The sequence below is a fragment of the Algoriphagus yeomjeoni genome (genome assembly GCF_049821175.1).
GTDB lineage: Bacteria > Bacteroidota > Bacteroidia > Cytophagales > Cyclobacteriaceae > Algoriphagus > Algoriphagus yeomjeoni_A.
This window is the reverse complement of record NZ_CP187512.1, coordinates 4,671,591-4,691,278: the sequence shown is the minus strand read 5'-3', so window position 1 is coordinate 4,691,278 and position 19,688 is coordinate 4,671,591. Positions and strand designations below refer to the sequence as shown.

Annotated in this window: 15 protein-coding genes; 11 read left to right on the top strand and 4 right to left on the bottom strand. The window is 41.3% G+C overall.

From position 1 onward, the window contains the following. Positions 1 to 57: 57 nt before the first annotated feature. Positions 58 to 2,793 (top strand): putative LPS assembly protein LptD, encoded by a 2,736-nt coding sequence (locus tag ACPUEN_RS19405; RefSeq protein ID WP_425637588.1) that lies wholly within the window; start codon positions 58 to 60, stop codon positions 2,791 to 2,793. Positions 2,794 to 2,866: 73 nt separating this feature from the next. Here the strand turns inward: ACPUEN_RS19405 and ACPUEN_RS19400 are convergent, their stop codons facing one another. Next, on the bottom strand, positions 2,867 to 4,081 hold the full coding sequence (locus ACPUEN_RS19400) for an arginine deiminase family protein (protein ID WP_425637587.1): 1,215 nt from the start codon (positions 4,079 to 4,081) through the stop codon (positions 2,867 to 2,869). A 195-nt stretch (positions 4,082 to 4,276) separates the two neighbouring features. On the opposite strand from ACPUEN_RS19400, the gene ACPUEN_RS19395 reads away from it, so the two are divergent. Then, on the top strand, positions 4,277 to 5,035 hold the full coding sequence (locus ACPUEN_RS19395) for a DUF4197 domain-containing protein (RefSeq protein WP_425637586.1): 759 nt from the start codon (positions 4,277 to 4,279) through the stop codon (positions 5,033 to 5,035). Between the two features lie 79 nt (positions 5,036 to 5,114). On the opposite strand, the gene ACPUEN_RS19390 is transcribed toward ACPUEN_RS19395, so the two are convergent. The 3 genes from ACPUEN_RS19390 to ACPUEN_RS19380 all read right to left on the bottom strand — a co-directional run bounded on the left by ACPUEN_RS19390 (position 5,115) and on the right by ACPUEN_RS19380 (position 9,825). Beyond that, a complete protein-coding gene (locus tag ACPUEN_RS19390; protein WP_425637585.1) occupies positions 5,115 to 6,563 on the bottom strand; it encodes a M48 family metalloprotease in 1,449 nt (482 codons plus the stop codon). 235 nt (positions 6,564 to 6,798) lie between these two features. Beyond that, positions 6,799 to 8,505 (bottom strand): lysine--tRNA ligase, encoded by a 1,707-nt coding sequence (gene lysS / locus ACPUEN_RS19385; protein WP_111612745.1) that lies wholly within the window; start codon positions 8,503 to 8,505, stop codon positions 6,799 to 6,801. Between the two features lie 141 nt (positions 8,506 to 8,646). Continuing rightward, positions 8,647 to 9,825 carry a proline dehydrogenase family protein gene (locus ACPUEN_RS19380; protein WP_425637584.1) on the bottom strand — a complete coding sequence of 393 codons (1,179 nt, stop codon included), beginning with the start codon at positions 9,823 to 9,825 and terminating at the stop codon, positions 8,647 to 8,649. A gap of 630 nt (positions 9,826 to 10,455) precedes the next feature. On the opposite strand from ACPUEN_RS19380, the gene ACPUEN_RS19375 reads away from it, so the two are divergent. The 9 genes from ACPUEN_RS19375 (at position 10,456) to ACPUEN_RS19335 (ending at position 19,683) form a co-directional block, all read left to right on the top strand. Continuing rightward, on the top strand, positions 10,456 to 11,553 hold the full coding sequence (locus ACPUEN_RS19375) for a chorismate mutase (protein WP_111612747.1): 1,098 nt from the start codon (positions 10,456 to 10,458) through the stop codon (positions 11,551 to 11,553). A gap of 167 nt (positions 11,554 to 11,720) precedes the next feature. Next, the gene (gene aroB, locus ACPUEN_RS19370; RefSeq protein ID WP_425637583.1) at positions 11,721 to 12,764 is read left to right on the top strand and encodes a 3-dehydroquinate synthase; all 1,044 of its coding nucleotides are present in this window, start codon (positions 11,721 to 11,723) and stop codon (positions 12,762 to 12,764) included. An 11-nt stretch (positions 12,765 to 12,775) separates the two neighbouring features. Beyond that, complete coding sequence (locus ACPUEN_RS19365) at positions 12,776 to 14,017, top strand: 3-phosphoshikimate 1-carboxyvinyltransferase (protein WP_425637582.1); 1,242 nt, start codon at positions 12,776 to 12,778, stop codon at positions 14,015 to 14,017. A 3-nt stretch (positions 14,018 to 14,020) separates the two neighbouring features. After that, positions 14,021 to 14,845: a prephenate dehydratase gene (locus ACPUEN_RS19360; RefSeq protein ID WP_425637581.1), complete on the top strand. Its 825-nt coding sequence runs from the start codon at positions 14,021 to 14,023 to the stop codon at positions 14,843 to 14,845. Between the two features lie 162 nt (positions 14,846 to 15,007). Continuing rightward, entirely contained in the window at positions 15,008 to 16,153 is a 1,146-nt protein-coding gene (locus ACPUEN_RS19355; RefSeq protein WP_425637580.1) for a pyridoxal phosphate-dependent aminotransferase, read from the top strand. A 6-nt stretch (positions 16,154 to 16,159) separates the two neighbouring features. After that, positions 16,160 to 17,008, top strand: coding sequence for a prephenate dehydrogenase (locus ACPUEN_RS19350; RefSeq protein ID WP_425637579.1), 849 nt, complete (start codon positions 16,160 to 16,162; stop codon positions 17,006 to 17,008). A gap of 190 nt (positions 17,009 to 17,198) precedes the next feature. Beyond that, positions 17,199 to 18,170 carry a Kelch repeat-containing protein gene (locus ACPUEN_RS19345; RefSeq protein ID WP_425637578.1) on the top strand — a complete coding sequence of 324 codons (972 nt, stop codon included), beginning with the start codon at positions 17,199 to 17,201 and terminating at the stop codon, positions 18,168 to 18,170. Between the two features lie 153 nt (positions 18,171 to 18,323). Then, positions 18,324 to 19,025 carry an SIMPL domain-containing protein gene (locus ACPUEN_RS19340; RefSeq protein WP_425637577.1) on the top strand — a complete coding sequence of 234 codons (702 nt, stop codon included), beginning with the start codon at positions 18,324 to 18,326 and terminating at the stop codon, positions 19,023 to 19,025. Between the two features lie 76 nt (positions 19,026 to 19,101). Beyond that, positions 19,102 to 19,683, top strand: coding sequence for an O-methyltransferase (locus ACPUEN_RS19335; RefSeq protein ID WP_425637576.1), 582 nt, complete (start codon positions 19,102 to 19,104; stop codon positions 19,681 to 19,683). Positions 19,684 to 19,688 lie beyond the last annotated feature (5 nt).

Below are 19,688 nucleotides of genomic sequence, written 5' to 3'. Positions count from 1 at the left end.
GCAATAAAATTAACTTTACACGAAATTTCACTCAAATTAAATAAAGCGTAAGCAACAGTGCAGGGATTCAGGCTCTTTTTATTTTGCTTTTTTGGGCTATTGATTGTTCCGCTACTAGCGACTGCGCAAGACCCAGTTCGCAAGCTTGAAGAAAAACCACTAGCGGCTCCAGATTCGCTAATGCCACTTTCGCGAGAATTGATGGCTATGGATACTTTGCCCAATACTGCTGATACGCTCGCTCTTACTGATTCGACAAAAATTATGCCCAGGAGTGATATCTCAACAGATATTACATATTACGGAGAAGATAGTATCGTGTCAGATTTCACAGAAAACAAAATATATCTTTATAACCAAGCATGGTTCGAATATGGTACGATGCGTTTGGAAGCTGACTTGATTATTATTGACTGGAAAAACTCAGAGCTCTACGCTTCCGGCGTCACGGATAGTTTGGGAAATGTGAAAGGAAATCCATTTTTCAAAGACGGAAATTCCTCCTATGAGATCAGGAAGGAGATGAAGTATAATTTCAAAACTCAAAAAGCTATTATAAAAGATGTCGTCACCGAGCAGCAAGATGGAATTCTACGTGGTGAAACGATCAAGAAAACAGAAGACGGTAGTATTTACTTAGCAAATGGTTATTATACGACCTGTACACTCACTACCCCTCATTATCATGTAGCTGCAAACAAAATTAAATCTATTGAAGGAGGTCAAGTAGTTGCAGGACCTTTCAATCTCTTTTTTAATGGTATCCCCACACCACTCGGGCTGCCTTTTGGGATAATACCAAATACTCCAGAGGAGAAAGCTTCAGGCTTGATTTTTCCAAGCTATGGACAAGAGCAAAAAAGAGGACTTTACCTCCGTGACTTAGGTTATTATTTTGCCATCAATGATTACATTCACGCTAGAATAACTGGTGACATCTATTCGAATGGAGGCTGGGGACTGAAATCACAATCTATTTATAAAAAGCGCTACAGGTTTGCAGGGTCTTTTAATATTGACTTTCAAAAGTTTAGGTCTCCGGAAACTGAACTGAATCCAGTCGACTATAATACATTCCGAATCCAATGGTCTCATAACCCTGAATCAAGAGGAAACAGTAGATTCTCAGCTTCGGTAAATGCAGGTTCCACGAGTTACTTCAACAACATCGTCAACCCTAACAACTTCACCAACAACGTAACTTCAGATTTATCTTCGAATATTCAGTATAGTAAAACCTTCACTGGAACTCCTTTTTCCTTCGGTGCCAGCATGAGACATTCTCAAAGTGTGCAGACGGGAGAAGTTCAACTGAGTCTACCTAATATGAACTTAAGTATGAATAGGCAAAGCCCGTTCAAGAACATGAAATTCGAGCCTCTCAAGACTTTAAATATTGCATACAACTTTGACCTCCAAAACTCCATTACTAACAAAGTGACTCAGGAATTCGGAGTAGATCCAGACTTAGTGGAAAACACTGATACTCCTGACTTGGTAGATTTTACCCCAGCAAATTTTGGCTATCTACTTCAAAATGCAAAAAATGGAGCTAGAAACAGAATTCCTATAAGCTCAAATTTTAGACTTTTTAAATATTTCACAGGTACAGCATCTGCCAACCTAACTGAGCTATGGTACCTCAAAAGGATTAATTATTTCTATAATCCATCTGAAGAGAGAGTAGATAAAATCATTGAAGATGGCTTTAATCGGGTTACTTTTTATTCTAGCTCATTCAGTTTAAACACCAACATCTATGGCTTTTTCAACTTCAAAAGAGGAAAAATCCAGACCATACGCCAGCATATTCAACCTTCCTTGAGTGTTAATTTTTCTCCCGATTTCTCAGACCCTTCATTAGGGTATTTCCAAGAGGTGCGAGTTAACAATGAAGGGGACACACGTTTGTTTGATAGATATCAAGGATTCTCCTATAGTGGTGCTCCAATGGGAGAAAGCAGAGCCATGGCATTTAGTATCCGCAGTGTATTGGAAGCAAAGGTTATCGATAAAAAAGATTCAACTCAGGAGAATGCTACTAAGAAAATACCTTTACTCGAAAATATCGATCTGAACTCCAGCTATAATTTTGCAGCAGATTCCTTTAAGCTTGCTCCTATTCGAATCAGCGCCCGAACCAGCTTTTTCGACAGAAAGCTCTCTGTAAACATGAGTTCGACGCTTGATCCTTATGCTACTGGAACATTTATTAATTCAAACGGTGCTGAAATCACAAGGTCAGTCAATCAATTTGCCTGGAAAAATGGACAAGGATTAGGCACCATACGAAATGCTTCGCTAAATATGAATGCCTCGATCAACCCAAGTAGTGCACAAAACCCAGGTGAAGTAAGAGATGAACTCACCAATGAATTTATGCAGCAAGGCGGCGTGATGAATGAGTTTGTAGAAAGTGAAATCAATAGAATTTCGACTGACCCTAGTCAATACATTGATTGGAATATTCCATGGAATATGTCGTTTGGCTATGTGCTATCCTATAGCAATCAAGTCTCAGGAACCAAAAGAATCACTCAAACAGTCAGCGTAAGAGGTGATTTCAAACTTTCTGAGAAGTGGGCGGTAAACTTCAACACAGGCTATGATGCCCAAACAAAAAAACTGACTCAGACAATGGTCGGTATTGCAAGGGATCTGCATTGCTGGCAGATGAATGTGAACTGGGTTCCTTTTGGGGCATTTACTTCTTACAACATTGATATACGAGTGAAGTCAACCATCCTTCAGGATTTGAAAGTTTCTAGACGACGATCGTTTTTTGACAGGTAAATCATTTCATTAAGCTAAATTTTGTAGTCTGGAAAAAAAATTCAGCTTTCATATTTCTAATTTCAGCCTTTTATCAAACTCTCGATCTGCTAAGCGGCATAGTCATGCATCTTGGTCCTCCCAGACCTCTGGAAAGCTCAGAAGAAGGAATCTCCAAAACCTCTACTCCTTTCTCCCGAAGTGCGCGGTTGGTGTGAATGTTTCTATTGTATGAAATCACTCGGCGTGGGCCAATAGCAAAGACATTTGCCCCATCAAACCACTGCTCACGCATGGCGTAATCAGGATTTCCGTCTGCGGTATGGAGAATCTCCAGGTGAGGGATTTCCCGCTCCAAGATCGTAAGCAAGGATTCTTTCAGAACCTCTCGTTTGATAACCACCTTATCATCTCTGATCTCTTTCAACGTATAAAGCGAAGTCTGCAACACTGAATTCAATGCGTCAGGATAAGTCAGGGCAAGGTTTTCATCCAATATGGTAAACACCGTATCCAAGTGCATATACTGACGCTTTTGGGGAAGGTGAACTTCATAAACCCGCTCCACAGTACCTTCACCGAGCAAGGCTTTTGCTGCATGATAAATCGCTTTCTCTTCTGTTCGCTCAGAATTCCCAATGGCAACCGCTTTTTGCGAAAGAATAATAACGTCACCACCTTCAATACTCGGAGGGCTATGCATTCCCTCAGCAGGATAAAGCTTATTGATATTGTCCTTGAAGTCAGGGTGATTCTCAAAAATTGTCCGTAACAAATCCGCCTCTCGTTGTCTTCCTTCCATTTTCATACTTGAAAAAATAATTCCTCCGGGAGTCACAGCCATAGGATCACGCTGGAAATACAAATTCGGACAAGGGGCTATTGCAAAAGCATAATCCATCAATTCCCCAGAATTCAGTTTTGGGATTTTACGCTTCAACTCATGAATCTTCAAACCACCTGTAAGAATCCCCGCACATTCGGCAGTAGAATATCGCTCGAGAATTGACTCTGCTAAATGAGATAATCCTGAACGTTGAAGTGCATTTTGCATCAACTTTAGTAGAATCTGCTGGTCGTAAAGCACGCGGATCAAGAGTTCTCTAAGCTGATAAACCATCGCACCAGTAGAAGCCTTCACTAGATTTGAAAAAGTATCGTGTTCTTTCTGCAAAGCTTCCAAATAAGGCACATCATCAAAGAGCAAAAACTCCTTATTGTAGGGAGTTAGTCGATCGATTTCCTTCCCAGGTCTATGCATCAAGACAGCTTTGAGCGTCCCGAATTCTGAATTAAGTCTAAGGTTCATTTAATTAACATTTTGTTATCTATTTTAATGAATTGTTGCCATTTTACAAAAAATTAAAGCTACTGATTGAGAAAAATGAAAAATAAAGTTGAAAGTATGTGCTTTTAATTTAAGATTTATTCCTACAACAATTAACCTGGAATTTAATTGGGGTATCATTGTTGAATAGAAATAGATTCAACTAAGCCAATTTCAATGAAATTAGAAAATACAACATTCAAAAAACTTTCCTTCACTTTCACTCTGGCCAGTGCGCTCTTTCTTGGAAGCTGCGATACGCTAAGCCAGTTAAGCAAAGCTTTAGACCTCGGAACTCCTACAGAATCTGAAATCAATTCAGGACTGAAAGAGGCCTTAGAATATGGAACCAGCTATGCCTCCGAGCGTCTATCAAAGGAAGATGGCTACTTAGGGAATTTGGCTATCAAAATTGCCTTTCCGGAAGAAGCCAAAAAAGTAGAAAACACCCTTCGATCTTTAGGATTAGGAAGCCTTTGCGATCAGGTAATCACCAGCGTAAATCGTGCTGCTGAGGATGCAGCTATAGAGGCTAAGCCGATTTTCGTAGCTGCAATCAAAGATATGAGTATCGCAGATGTGAAAAACATCCTACTTGGAGCTGATAATGCCGCGACGAAATACTTTGAGAACAAAACCACAAATTCATTGGAAGGGAAATTCAAACCAATTATTGAAAGTAGCCTCACTAAAGTAGGAGCGACAAAATACTGGAGTGATGTAATCACCCGATACAATAAAATCCCTCTCATGACTCCAATCGAGGCCGACCTATCGAAGTATGTTACACAAAAAGCGATAGATGGACTCTTTTATGAAATCGCTAAAGAAGAATTGAAAATCAGGGAAAATGTGGCTGCCAGAAGTACAGTTTTACTACAAAAAGTATTTGGCTATGCGGAGCGAGCTAAAAGTGGAACTGGAACAGGACTTTAAGAGAAATAACTATCCAAGCATAAGAAAGCCGAGCTACTGATTGCTCGGCTTTCTTGTTTATCAGGGTGTAAAACAGCGTTTATTTTCCGACTACTTTGATCAGCATACCTTTATCCACTTGATCTGACAAAAGCATTCCGTTCAACAAAGACAATTCTTCAAATCGCTCTGCTGGCATTCCGTAATATCTAAATGCAGCTTCCAAAGACATGGAATTTGGAATGGTTTTGATCTTTAAAACGTCAGGTTTACGATTCAACTTTTCCGAATCTCGCAATTCCTTAAAGTCTCTGATGGTTCTTGAAAATAGGGCTTGATAAGAATTAAAATTAGCCACATCGGTCACTCCCATCAGGCTGTAGATATTTCCTTCAAACTGAATCAATGAAGAAAGAACCCGGATGGTACTAGCTTGCTCTTGCACATTATCGGCAACCATTAGTATTGCCGGCATTCCGTTGATGGTCTCATTTTTAGATTCTACCAGTGTCAATCCGTAATTCTCCAAAACTGCATTGGCAGCTTCCTCCAAATTAGCTCCAGAGGCTAAGGTGAGAATCATCACTGCATCACCTTCTGCTGCTGCCATTTGAAATTGTTGTGGAGTATTCTGATGCTGCCATCCTGTTGGGACAGGAAACTGGATTTTCAGTACCGGATGATAGAATGCATTATTTTCCACAAAACCCTGCTTAGGATCTGCTCCCACAATCAACCCATCAATTTTCCTAAGGTAACTGTCTCGATCCACTTCAAAATCCGTCAGTTTAGACTTTTCCTGCCACTTTTGCGCAAGCACCTCCACAGTTGCATTTCGCTCGTCTGGGGATGGGTGAGTGGAAAGAAAAGGTGGAATTTCATTGGCGCCAGTATTTGCCTGTTGTCTTTCCAGAGTTTCAAAGAAGTCAGCCATCTCTGTTGCGTCGTACCCGATTTGAGAAGAATATTCCACACCTAGCTCATCGGATTGCCGCTCAGCATCTCTACCAAACTTTAACAAAGCCAATTGCATTCCCTGAGATAAAGGATCCACAAACCGCCCTAATTCAGGCACCAATATAACCCCTGCCAATAAACCTATCTGACCTAAAAGTTGGTTGCGCTGCTGTATCACGGAGTGCCTAGCAGTCACGTGCCCTATCTCATGGCCTAGGACTCCTGCAAACTCCGCTTCGTTGTTGAAATGTGCCATAATCCCTCTGGTGAAATACACAAAACCACCAGGTACTGCAAAGGCATTGATTACAGGAGAATCAACGATTTTAAACTCATAGGCTAATTTTGGACGATGAGAAATGGCTGCCATTTCATTCCCTTTTTCCGTAATAAACTCTTGGAGCTGAGGGTCCTCATATAGCCCAAAAAAAGCAATTACTTCCGGATCGGCTTGCTGACCCATGGCAATTTCCTGAGCTTCAGACATCAATACCAGCTGCTTTTTTCCAGTGACAGGATTGATCGCGCAGCTACTCAAACTTAAGAGCAGCAGAACCGAAAATATTTTTAGAAAATCGGTGTATGTTTTCATAATATCAGAGGGTTGGGTCGTTTATTTACCCCTCATAGGGAAAATATCATTCCAATAAATTGCTGAAAGAAAATAAGGAAGTAGACGAATTTATTCCACGTCCATCCGATCTATACTCTTTGGTTCTTGAAGTTAAAAACCTTAAAGGAAACCGTGATTGAGACACTCACGGTGACATTAAAATCAAAAAAAAACCGAGCCTCTCAGCTCGGTTTTATACTTATAATCTTTAGGGTTAGTCGACCAGAGATACCGTCACAGCGTCACCTTCTTTGGTTACTTTCGCGACGCCTTTTCCTGTCAGGCCTTTCATCGCTACATCCCATTTCTTTCCGCTTAGCCCGGCTTTTCCTTTTAGGTCGGCGATAGCCACTGGAGATTCTGCTTTCAGCAATTCAAAGATCCCTTTTTCCTCTTCGGTCATTTCTACCTGTTTTTTCTCAGGTCTCATCTGCGGGAAGAAAAGTACTTCTTGAATCGTCGTATTATTAGTCAACAACATCGTCAGACGATCGATTCCGATTCCCAAACCTGAAGTTGGCGGCATGCCGTACTCCAAAGCACGAAGGAAATCCTCATCCATTGCCATTGCCTCGTCATCGCCTCTTTCAGCCAGTTTCAACTGATCTTCAAATCGCTCACGCTGATCGATCGGATCGTTTAGCTCCGTGTAAGCATTTGCGATTTCTTTACCATTCACAAACAACTCAAATCGCTCTACCAAGCCCGGCTCAGTTCTATGCTTTTTCGCCAAAGGAGTCATCTCAATAGGATAATCAGTAATGTATGTTGGCTGGATCAAATTGGCCTCAACCTTCTCACCGAAGATCTCATCTACCAACTTGCCTTTGCCCATAGTAGCATCTACTTCAATCCCCATGTCCAGACAAACTTTGCGCAAGCCTTCCTCGTCCATTTTGCTGACATCGATTCCCGCATATTCCTTGATGGAATCATACATAGTCAGTCTTCTGTAAGGCCCGGCAAACTCTATCTCATTTTTACCAACAGTGATTTTGGTTTTACCATGAATGGCCTGAGTTACCTGCTCGATCAGTTCTTCCACCATTTCCATCATCCAGATGTAGTCTTTGTAGGCTACATAGATTTCCATGGAGGTGAATTCAGGATTATGCGTTCGGTCCATGCCTTCGTTTCGGAACATTTTCCCAAACTCATAAACCCCATCAAATCCGCCTACGATCAGCCTTTTCAGATAAAGCTCATTTGCGATTCTGAGGAAAAGCGGCATATCCAAGGTATTGTGATGCGTGTCGAACGGACGTGCAGCAGCTCCACCATGAACAGCTTGTAGGATCGGAGTCTCCACTTCCAACCATCCATGATCGTCAAAATAGCGACGCATTTGCGTGATAATTCTGGAGCGGGTAATGAAAGTTTTCTTCACCTCAGGATTTACCGTCAAGTCCACATAGCGTTGACGGTATCTCATTTCAGGATCAGTAAATCCATCGTGGACATTTCCATCTTCGTCTCTTTTCACCACAGGAAGTGGTTTCACAGACTTGGACAGTACGGTCAACTCAGTCACATGGAGAGAAATCTCTCCAGTCTGAGTAGTAAAAATATAGCCTTTCAAGCCAAGAAAATCACCGATTCCCAATAGCTTTTTGAATACTGTATTGTAAAGAGTCTTGTCTTCGCCTTCGCAGATATCATCGCGACGCACATAGAATTGCAAGCGCCCAGTAGCATCCTGAATCTCTCCAAAAGAAGCTGAACCCATGATTCTACGGCTCATCAGGCGGCCAGCTATCTCTATATTTTTATAGTCTAGCTTTCGGTTTTCGTAGTTGCGATGAATATCATCCGCAGTGACATTGATTGGGAACGCCTCTGCAGGATAGGGATTGATCCCCAGCTTCATCAGTTCTTCCCGATCTTTACGTCTTTCTATTTCCTGTTCGCTCAAAAGTTGCATGCTATAATTTGAGAATTAATAATTTAAAATTTAAAATTTTCAGAATTCCACCAAGCTTGGCCAAATTTCGAAATATGTTCCTGTTACTGTATATCTTTTACTACTGCTATATAATTACTGTAGACTGAGGCTGCAAACTGATCACTTACTCTTCTTCCTTCTCTCGACCTCCTTCTTGATCATAGAAAACTCCCGGCTGCTTTGCCCTGCAATACTGGAATTCTCTGAGGCACGGCGGATCAGGTAAGGCATAACCTTCTCTACGGGTCCATAAGGCACATATTTCAAAACCCGATATCCAGCATCCGCTAGATTAAAGGAAATATTATCACTCATTCCATAGAGCTGAGCGAAGAAGACACGGTCAGACTCCTTGTCTATTCCATACTTTTCGATCAACTCTACTACGAGATGATTACTTGCTTCATTATGCGATCCACTGACCAAGTAAACACCATTCGCTATGCAAAATTCCACGCCAAAATTGTAATCCATATCAGTCGCTGCTTTGCTGGGCTGGATCGGACTTGGATAGCCCATTTCTTCTGCACGCTCTGCCTCTTTCTCCATATATGCACCACGCACCAACTTAGCTCCTAAAAGAAACCCAAGCTCATCTGCCAATACTTTAGCTTCCTTCAATCTTCCAAGCATATCGTGGCGATACATCTGATATGTGTTATAAACCACACATTTTTCCTTATTGTATTTCTCCATGGCTTCGTAGGCCAGCGTGTCGACCACATCCTGAAACCATGACTCTTCGGCATCGATCAAAATCTTCAATCCCAAATCATAAGCCGTCTTACATAGCAAATCCACTCTTCTTTTGCAACGCTCATACGCCTGATATTCTTCTGGATTGAGAGCCTCACCTGCCTGGATTTTGATCAAAATATGATAATCACCTAAGCCTGTCACTTTAATTACACCGAATGGCATATAATCAGTTTTGGCTGACTCCACCATTGTCTGGCGGATTTCCTCACAGGTATTATCAAAGCTCTCCTCGTCACCTTTTCCCTCCACAGAGTAGTCCAAGATTGATTCCACCCCAAATTTGGCAAGTGACTTACAATCCTCAATGGTTTCTGTGATTGTTTCACCTCCACAAAAATGCCCAAACATGGTTTGCTTCATTATTCCTTTGATAGGCAAACCTAGCTTAAAGCCTATGTTGGTCAACGCAATCCCCAAATCAGACACAAACTTGTTATTCAACATGGCGAACACCAGGTGCATCTTCCTAAGCTCTGAATTACTTTTCGAAGCAAAGGCAACTTTTAAGTTGTCAAAAGAAATAGTGGATTTGGCGGGCATATTCCAGAAATAAAGCTGCAAAGATATCAAAAAAACTGCTTTTGGGTTCCTTTTGTTATGATAATTGAGGGGTAAAAAGAGACGCAAGACAGGAGATATAATACTTAAGATTTGCGTCAATTCGAGCAAAGTCGAAAGCTCAAAGGTCTTTCTTTTCTGATCAAAAATTCTAGAGAGGTTCCTATACCACAAAAACCAGTTGTAGCAATTCATTTAGATTTTCGAACTTTCAAAACCAACATCCTTTCCCTTTATCTGCTCCTAACATTTTTAAACTTATTTCAAAAAATATTTAAATGCATTATTTAAACCTTTTTTACAAAAAATCAGAATATAATTCTGAAAGCCCCTGGTTTTTTGGCTTGATTTTGAAAAATGCAAGGAATAGCCTGATTCTTTGAAGATTGTTTAAAGTAGTTAGCGAAAAATTAATTTTGATTTTAAAAATCACCACTTTACATTTGACACATGATAAACACAGCAGCGACATATTTTAGCTTCTTTTACTTTTACTTTCGAAGACAAAATCGAATCGGAGTTGTGTATTGCCTAGCCTAAACTAAAAAGAAAATATAACACATAAAGCCCGATTCGCAAGAGTCGGGCTTTTTTCATTTAAAGCTCAGTAGTATGAAAGAACACAAGCAAATCAAAGACTGGGGTCTAGGACTCACAGGACCAACCATCATCGCAGGACCTTGCTCTGCAGAGACTCCTGAACAAATCGAACAGATTTGTATCGAGATGAAGGAAAACAATGTCATCCCATCTATGTTCCGTGCCGGAATCTGGAAGCCAAGAACTAGACCAGGAAGTTTCGAAGGCATCGGCGAAGAAGGCCTAAAGTGGATGGAGATCGTTCGTCACCACCTGAATATCCCGATCACTGTGGAAGTAGGAAATGCAGCTCACGCTGAAATCGCCCTTAGAAACAACGTGGATGTCGTTTGGGTAGGTGCTAGAACTACCGTGAATCCTTTCGCAGTACAGGAAATTGCTGACGCATTAGCTGGTTCTGATATTCCTGTGATGGTAAAAAACCCAATGAACCCTGATCTTGATCTGTGGATGGGTGCACTGGAGAGATTCCACGCAGTTGGACTTACTAAATTGGCGGCAATTCACAGAGGCTTCTCAGACGCATACGACAAGAGATATAGAAACAAACCAAACTGGTCTATGCCTATGCACTTGAAGCGTGTTTGGACTGGCATGGAAGTTATCAATGACCCTTCTCATATCGTAGGAAAAAGAGATGGAATCCTTGAAATCTCTCAGAAAGCGATGAACTTCGGTTTGGATGGTTTAATGATCGAAACTCACCATGATCCAGATAAAGCCTGGTCTGATGCTAAGCAGCAAGTAACTCCAGCTCGTTTAAAAGAAATTCTTTCAGCTATAGATTTCAAAAAACCTCTGGAATCTGAGCAGCCAAGCGAAAAATTGAATGACTTGAGAAGAGCTGTGGATCATCTTGATGATCAGTTATTGGATATACTTCAGGAAAGATTTGCAGTGATCGACCAGATAGGTGCTCACAAAAGAGAGCATCACCTATCCGTATTTCAATCCAATCGCTGGAAAGAAGTAATGGAAGGACGTACCGAAAAAGGGGTTAAGAAAAATCTAAGTGAAAAATTCATGCGCGAGTTACTTTATTGTATCCATGAGGAATCAGTAAAACGCCAAGAAAAGCAGCTTAGAGAAGCGGATACGGTGAAGAAGTAAATCGTTGAGTTGATGGTTTATAGTCCATAGACCATGGGCTCTTGACTAATGAACCAGTGTAATTCATAAAGTAGCAATTCATAAACATTGAGCTTATAGTAAATCTGAGGGGAATATTTCTCCTCAGATTTTTACTCTAATTTTAGACTCAGTAAAATCTCTTCTTCGTGGACTCTATAATCTTTTCTGAAAATGCATCTGTAGATTTGACCGCAGTACTCAGCGAAATCAACTACTCCAGTCTATTTATTCTAACAGATGAAAACACCAAGGCTCATTGCCTGCCTTTGGTAGAAGAAGTTTTCCCTTCCAACAGTACTTTTTTCACCATTGAATCTGGCGAAAAGAATAAAACCATAGCTACCTGCATGGAAATCTGGGCTGCCATGACCGAAGCTCAACTTGACAGAAAAGCGCTTTTTCTAAATATTGGAGGAGGGGTCTTAGGTGATATGGGTGGTTTTTGCGCCAGCATATACAAAAGGGGAATTCGCTTTATCAATATGCCTACTACTCTTCTTTCACAAGTAGATGCCAGTGTAGGCGGGAAATTAGGAGTAGATTTCGAAGGGTTGAAAAATCACTTGGGCGTATTCAATGAGCCCGAAACAGTCATAGTAGCATCCGATTTCCTAAAGAGCTTACCCGAGCAAGAAATTAGATCCGGATATGCTGAAATCATCAAACACGGCTTGATTCGGGATAAAAAATACTTCGAAAGCTTGGATTTTGTGAATTGGAGCAAATCCTATTGGGCACCACTGATCCATCATTCTGTGGAGATCAAAAGCGCAGTGGTCAGTGAAGATCCAAAAGAAGCTGGCTTGCGCAAAATCCTGAATTTTGGGCATACCATAGGTCATGCTTTTGAAACGTATTTTTTGGACGGACCAAAACACCTTTTACATGGAGAAGCCATTGCTGTCGGAATGATTTGCGAAGCTTGGCTCTCACACAAGAAATTAGACCTTTCAATGGCAGAATTGAAGCAAATCCAATCTGCATTTTTGAAAGTATATGGCAAAATAGAAATCCTGGAAACTGATCTACCAGCGGTTCTAGATTTTTGCCTCCAAGACAAAAAGAATGAAGGCAAAGAACTGATGTTTTCTCTGCTCCGTTCCATCGGCGATTGCACGTACAACATTCCTGTAACCCGGGAGGAAATACAAGAAGCAATCCATTATTACCAAAATTTACCTCAGACCTAATTACCAATATTTTGACTACTGAAACCAAGGAAACCATACATCTGGCTCAGAAAACAGATTTTTCGTCTACACATATCCCTCTTCCTTCTTCCAAAAGCGAGTCTAATCGCGTACTAATTATTGACGCGCTCACGGAAGGAAAAAACGAACTCAGCAATCTTGCTGAGGCCCGTGATACGCAAACTATGATCTCTTTGCTGGAGAAAAACCCTCCAGTTTTTGACGTGCTGGATGCAGGAACAACGATGCGATTCTTGACTGCTTACGCTGCGATCACCAACCAAAATAAGGTCATGACTGGAACTCCACGGATGTGCGAGCGACCGATCGGGATTTTGGTGGATGCGCTCAGAACATTGGGAGCGGAAATCCATTATTTGGGAGTGGAAGGCTATCCACCAATGGCTGTTCATGGACTTACTGAGCAGAAAAGCAATAAAATAAAAATCAGAGGAGACGTTTCTAGCCAATACATTTCCGCAATTCTCATGATTGCTCCTTTGTTGCCGAAGGGCTTGGAGCTTGAATTGGAAGGCAAGGTAGGATCGCGATCTTACATAGAAATGACCTTGGATTCTATGTCCCAATTTGGAATCAGTTACGAATGGCAAGACAACAAAATCACTGTTGCGCACCAAGCTTATCAGCCTACTACGTTCGCAGTAGAAAGTGACTGGTCCGGTGCTGGATACTGGTTCAGCTTATTGGCTTGCGCCGATTCTGGTGAGCTTTTTCTATCTGGTTTGAAAGAAAATAGCCTACAAGGAGATTCTGCCGTGGTAGAAATCATGGGGCAACTTGGGGTAAAAAGCACCTTTAAGGATGGTGGCGTTTTATTGGAGAAACAGCCGGTAAAAGGATTAACCCATTGGGATTTCACTCACTGCCCAGACTTGGCCCAAACCATCACAGTGACCTGTGCAATCTTAGGACAAAACGCGACGTTTACGGGATTGGAAAGTTTGAAAATCAAGGAGACGGATAGAATCTATGCATTGCAGCAGGAACTAGCCAAATTCAATGCTGACCTGAAGGAAGTAGAACCCGAAGTATATCAGGTAATCCCATCGGTGACCATGCCAGCTGAAGTAAAAATCCATACTTACGATGATCACAGAATGGCGATGGCGTTTATGCCTTTAATCACCAAAACACGAGTAAGTATAGAAGATCCTTCCGTGGTGGATAAATCTTACCCAAGTTTCTGGAAGCATTGCCAGCTTGCGGGAATCTCCATCGTCAGCCAAGCTTAAGTTATGAGTACTTTAAAAATAGCCATCCAGGGCGTTCCAGGCTCATTTCATCACCAAGTTGCGCTTCGCAATTTTGGCGAGGAAATAGAAATTCTTGATTTCACCACTTTCGAGCCAGTGGCGAGAGCGGTGGCAAATGGCGAAGCAGATTTTGCCGTGATGGCGATTGAAAACTCCATCGCCGGAGCGATTTTACCAAATTATGATCTAATAGATCGCTATGGCCTGAGCATTCGGGATGAGTATTACCTTCCAATCGGTCATCAGTTCATGGCGCTTCCAGACCAGACTATCCAGGATATTTCAGAAGTTCGATCGCATCCCATGGCGCTTTTGCAGTGCAAAGCCTTTTTTGCGCAGCATCCACATATCACACTTAAAGAAGATACTGACACTGCTTCCGTAGCGAGAGATATTGCCGCAGAAAACTTAAAAGGTGTTGCAGCAATCGCATCTACTATTGCAGCTGATATTTATGGCATGGAGATCATCGCACATGATATCCAGACGGTGAAATGTAACTTTACAAGATTTATCATCCTTCAAAAAGAATCTGTAAAGCCATCAGGCGAGGCAAATAAAGCATCAATTAAAGTTACGATTCAAAACCAAAAAGGTGGACTGGCCAAGTTGCTGACGTTGATCTCCGAAAATGGGATTGACTTAAGCAAAATCCAGTCAATTCCTGTGATAGAAAAACCTTGGGAATATGCATTCTTCATAGACTTGGTTTTTGAAGATCATTCCATTTTCTCGCAGACAATTGAGGAAATTCGGACTAGCTTTGGAGAGGTGAAAATTTTTGGAGAGTATTTGAGCAGAAAATAAAAACGTGATTTCCCGCATTAATGCCATTAGCCAAAATTTCTTTGATCAACTGGACGGAAGACCGAAGTAGCCGAAATGCATGAGGCCAACCAAGCCTAAGATGCTTTTCTCTCTTACAATTAGAGAAAAAGAGATTAAAATTATAACAACAAGAATCAAGAAATGAAAGGCTTTGCAGATCGAGTAAACAGTGTAGAAGAGTACTACTTTTCCGCCAAGCTCAGAGAGGTGAATCAGATGATTGCTGATGGAAAACCAGTCATTAACTTAGGTATTGGAAGCCCAGATTTAGCGCCAGACAAAAATGTGATTGAGGCGCTAAAAAGTACGGCAGATAATTCGCAGGCGCACGGATACCAAAGTTATCAAGGAATTCCACAGCTGCGAACCTCCATCGCGAATTTCTATTCAAGGGAATATGGCGCGAGCTTAGATCCGAATAGGGAAATCCTTCCAATGATGGGTTCTAAAGAAGGTATCATGCATCTGAGCATGACTTTCCTGAATTCCGGAGATGAGGTATTGATCCCAAATCCAGGATATCCGACTTACACTTCCGTTACCAATTTACTTGGGGCAAAACCAATTTATTACGGTATTGACCTTGCTAAATCAGGCCGTCCAAACTTAGAAGAACTGGAAAATCAGGACCTAAGTAAAGTGAAAACGATGTGGATCAATTATCCACACATGCCAACTGGAGCGCCTGGAAGCAGAGCTATCTTGCAAGAGTTGGTGGCTTTTGCCAAAAAACATGAGATCGTTTTACTCCATGACAATCCTTACAGTCATATATTGACAAAAGAGCCGATCAGCATTCTGTCTATTCCAGGAGCGAAAGAGGTGGCGATGGAGCTAAATTCTCTAAGTAAAGTATTCAACATGCCAGGCTGGAGAGTGGGTATGCTGGTAGGACGGGAAGACTGGATTTCGAAAGTGCTGAAAGTGAAAAGTAACATGGATTCCGGGATGTTTCTGGGAATTCAGAAAGGCGCTGTTGCAGCACTAAATCTTGGTGAAAGCTGGTTTTCTGATATCGAAAGCACTTACCAGAGCCGTAGAAAACTGGTTTGGAAACTAGCTGACAAATTAAATCTGAGCTATGACACCAATGCTGCGGGGCTATTTGTCTGGTGCAAAGTGCCAGAAGGGAAATCGGCAGATCAAGTTGTTGACGAATTACTTTATGAGAGAAATATATTCATCACTCCAGGAAAGATCTTTGGATCAGCCGGCGAGGGGTATGTTCGCTTTTCGCTGTGTATGCCTGAGTTTAAAATATTGGAAGCAATAAACAGGATTAAATAACTAGAAATGAAAAAATTACACATTGTAGGCTTGGGACTTCTTGGAGGTTCATTTGGCTTGGCAGCAAAGAATAAATTTCCTGAGATTCTTATTACAGGCACTGATGCAAGTGAGAAAAATCTTCAGGATGCATTAAATCTTGGAATTATTCAAGAGGCCAAAGATGCACCGGATGCAGATACTGATATCGTTATATTGGCTACTCCTGCAGACACTTTGGGCGATTTACTTTTGAAAACTCTTGATCAAATTGGTGAAAACACCTTAGTTTTTGACGTGGGATCTACCAAAGCTAAACTTTGTACTTTGGCGGCAGATCACCCAAAAAGAAAGCAATACTTAGCGGCTCACCCGATTGCCGGAACGGAGTATTCTGGGCCAAAAGCAGCATTTGCAGGTCTGCTGGACCGCAAAGTACTGATCGTCTGTGAGCTAGAGCAAACTGATTTGCAGTTGAAGGAGAAGGCATATGAGCTTTTTGATGCATTGAATCTGAAATTGAGATTTATGGATCCGGAGGAGCATGATCGTCATTTGGCATTTGTATCTCACTTGTCGCATATTTCCTCATTTATGCTTGGCAAAACTGTACTGCAAAAAATGGAAGATGAGAAAAACATCTTTGATATGGCGGGCTCTGGCTTTGCCTCAACTGTTCGTCTAGCGAAGTCTAGCCCGGCCATGTGGTCGCCTATTTTTACAGAAAACAAGGATAATATCTTATCAGCTTTGGATGGCTATATTTCGAATTTGACAGCATTCCGTGATAAGATTTTGGCTAGTGACGGACAAGGGTTATCAGCAGATATGACTGAAATCAATAAGATTGGAGAAATTCTGGATTTGGAGAAGTAAATTGATTTCGGATCTCGGATGTATGATTTCGGGTATTGTGAACCGCCATTTGATACTTCAAGTGGCGTTTTTTTTTTAACCGCTGAGTACGCTAAGTTTTTCACGGAGAGTCCCGGCAAGTTGATCATCAAGCTTTAATAGTAACAACTCAAAATTCAGTAAATTGAACTTTATAAAACAACCCAACCCTATGAAATCCTTTTTCACGCTAGCATTTCTACTAATTACTCTCTCAGTACTTTCTCAATCTGCTGATCAATGGACAACAGTGGAAACCATGAACTTTCCCCTTCCAAGGCATGAAAACTCCTTTGTGGAAAACAATGGTAAATTTTATCTCCTTGGTGGGCGAGGCATCAAACCAATCGAGGAATACGACCCTAAGACAAACACCTGGAGGACATTAGCCATGGCTCCCATAGAGTTTCATCACTTTCAAGCCATATCATTCAAAAATGAAATTTATGTAATCGGCGCGTTGACTGGTGGCTATCCACATGAGACTCCGTTGACACATTTCTTGATTTTCAACCCAAAAACCAATACTTGGCGGGAAGGTGCAGAAATTCCAGAAGATAGAAGTAGAGGTTCAGTGGGAGTAACAGTCCGTGGAGACAAAATCTATTTAGTCTGCGGAATCGTCGATGGACACTATGCCGATTTTGTTCCCTGGTTTGATGAGTATGACACTAAAACAGGCAAATGGACAGTTCTTCCAGATGCACCACGGCCTAGAGATCACTTCGGTGCTGTACTGGTGGAGGATAAAATTTATGCAGCAGGGGGGAGAACGTCGCATGCTGAGATAGGAAAGGTGCTGGACTTGGTGATTCCTGAAGTTGATTTCTTTGATTTTAAAACCAATTCGTGGGGTACAGTAGAAGCAGGACTTCCCACCCCAAGAGGGGGAACTTCTTCCATTGCGAAAGGGAAATATTTACTAGTCATGAATGGCGAAAGTACAGCTCAGGAGCCCTCTCATGCTGAAGTGGAAGTTCTCGATACGCATACTGGCGAATGGTCAAAACTTCCAGATTTAAACCAAGGAAGACACGGGACTGGAGTGATTTACCACAAAGGGAAGCTTTATGTAGCTGCTGGTAGCGCAAAACGCGGTGGCGGACCAGAATTAAATACCATGGAAGTCATGGAATGGAAGTAAGTATCAGTGATTTTGGCTGATTTTAAATTTGGGAATTGAACATTGATCATAGAATTTGTGGGCTCTGTTTCCTTAATTTCCCTTAATTGAAATACTTTTTTATAAAACTGGCTTTCATTTTGAACACTTAAAGTAGAAACTAACCAAACACAGATGAAGAATTACATAACTCTACTACTTTCCTTTTTTATGGTAGCCCCACTTTTTGCTCAGGACAACATGACTGTGCCTTTGATTGAAGTGGAAGGATTTAGCGAAAAAAAGATTGCACCTGACGAAGCGACTTTCCAGATTAATTTGGAAGAAAAAGCAATGAAAGTTACAGATGCAGTAGCTGTAATAAATAAGAAAACACAATTACTCGCTGACGCCTTGAAAAAAGCAAAAATCAAGGACTATAAATTAATTGCAGACAATTATTCGGTCGATGTCAATCGTGTATACAGAGGAGGAACACAGCGAGATTCCGGCTATGTAGCGCGCCAATCACTGCGAGTGGTGACAAACAGTAAAAATGAAGACCTTCAGAAGATTGTAGAATCCATTCAAGGTTCAGGCGATATGAGTTTTAATCTGAATTTCCGGATTTCTGAGGCCACTCAAAAGTCTCTAGAAGATGAACTGCTAACTGCAGCTTTAAGAAATGCTGAAAGCAGAGCGCAACTGATCGCTCAGACTTTGGGCATCAAATCTATACGAGTGCACCGCGTCACTTTGGAATCACAACCTGTGGCTTTTGCATATGCGAAAATGGAGATGATGCGGACCAGTGCAGATGCAGCTTCAGCTCCCCCATTGCTAAATCCTGATGAGCAAAGTCTGCAAAAACGCGTATATGTGAAATATACTTACTAAATTGAAATCCGCGAAAGCGGATTTTTACGTTACTTTTTGAGTCTTCGTGCTCTTCCAACTTTAAAATTTTTATTTGATGAATCTTTCAGAAATTGTTAATAGACCTAGAGCGCATGCAACTATAGAAGCGAAATCTCAGGAAATAGGCTTTGATATGCCTTCCGATATCTATATAGGCACTCTTCTAAAATCACTAGTTGCAAGCAAACCTTGTGGTAATTTCCTCGAACTTGGAACAGGAATTGGACTATCTCTTTCTTGGATGACTGATGGTATGGACGATTGTGGAAACATCATTTCTATTGACACTGACCCACAACTCACAGAAATAGTCAGTAATTTTTTTATGCTTGACCCAAGGGTCAATATCCTTTGTCAAGACGGAGCTGAATGGATTAAAAACTATTCAGGTGATAAATTTGATTTGATTTTTGCAGATGCTTGGCCTGGAAAATACAGCGAGTTAGATGAGGTGCTGGATTTGGTCAAAATAGGTGGCATCTATGTGATTGATGATATGAACGAGCAACCAAATTGGCCTGAGGGACATGCACAGAAAGTGCAAAATCTAGTTTCAACGTTGGAAAAACGAGAAGACTTTTGCATGACCAAAATGGATTGGTCAACAGGAATAATTTTGATGACCAAATTGAATTAACTCAA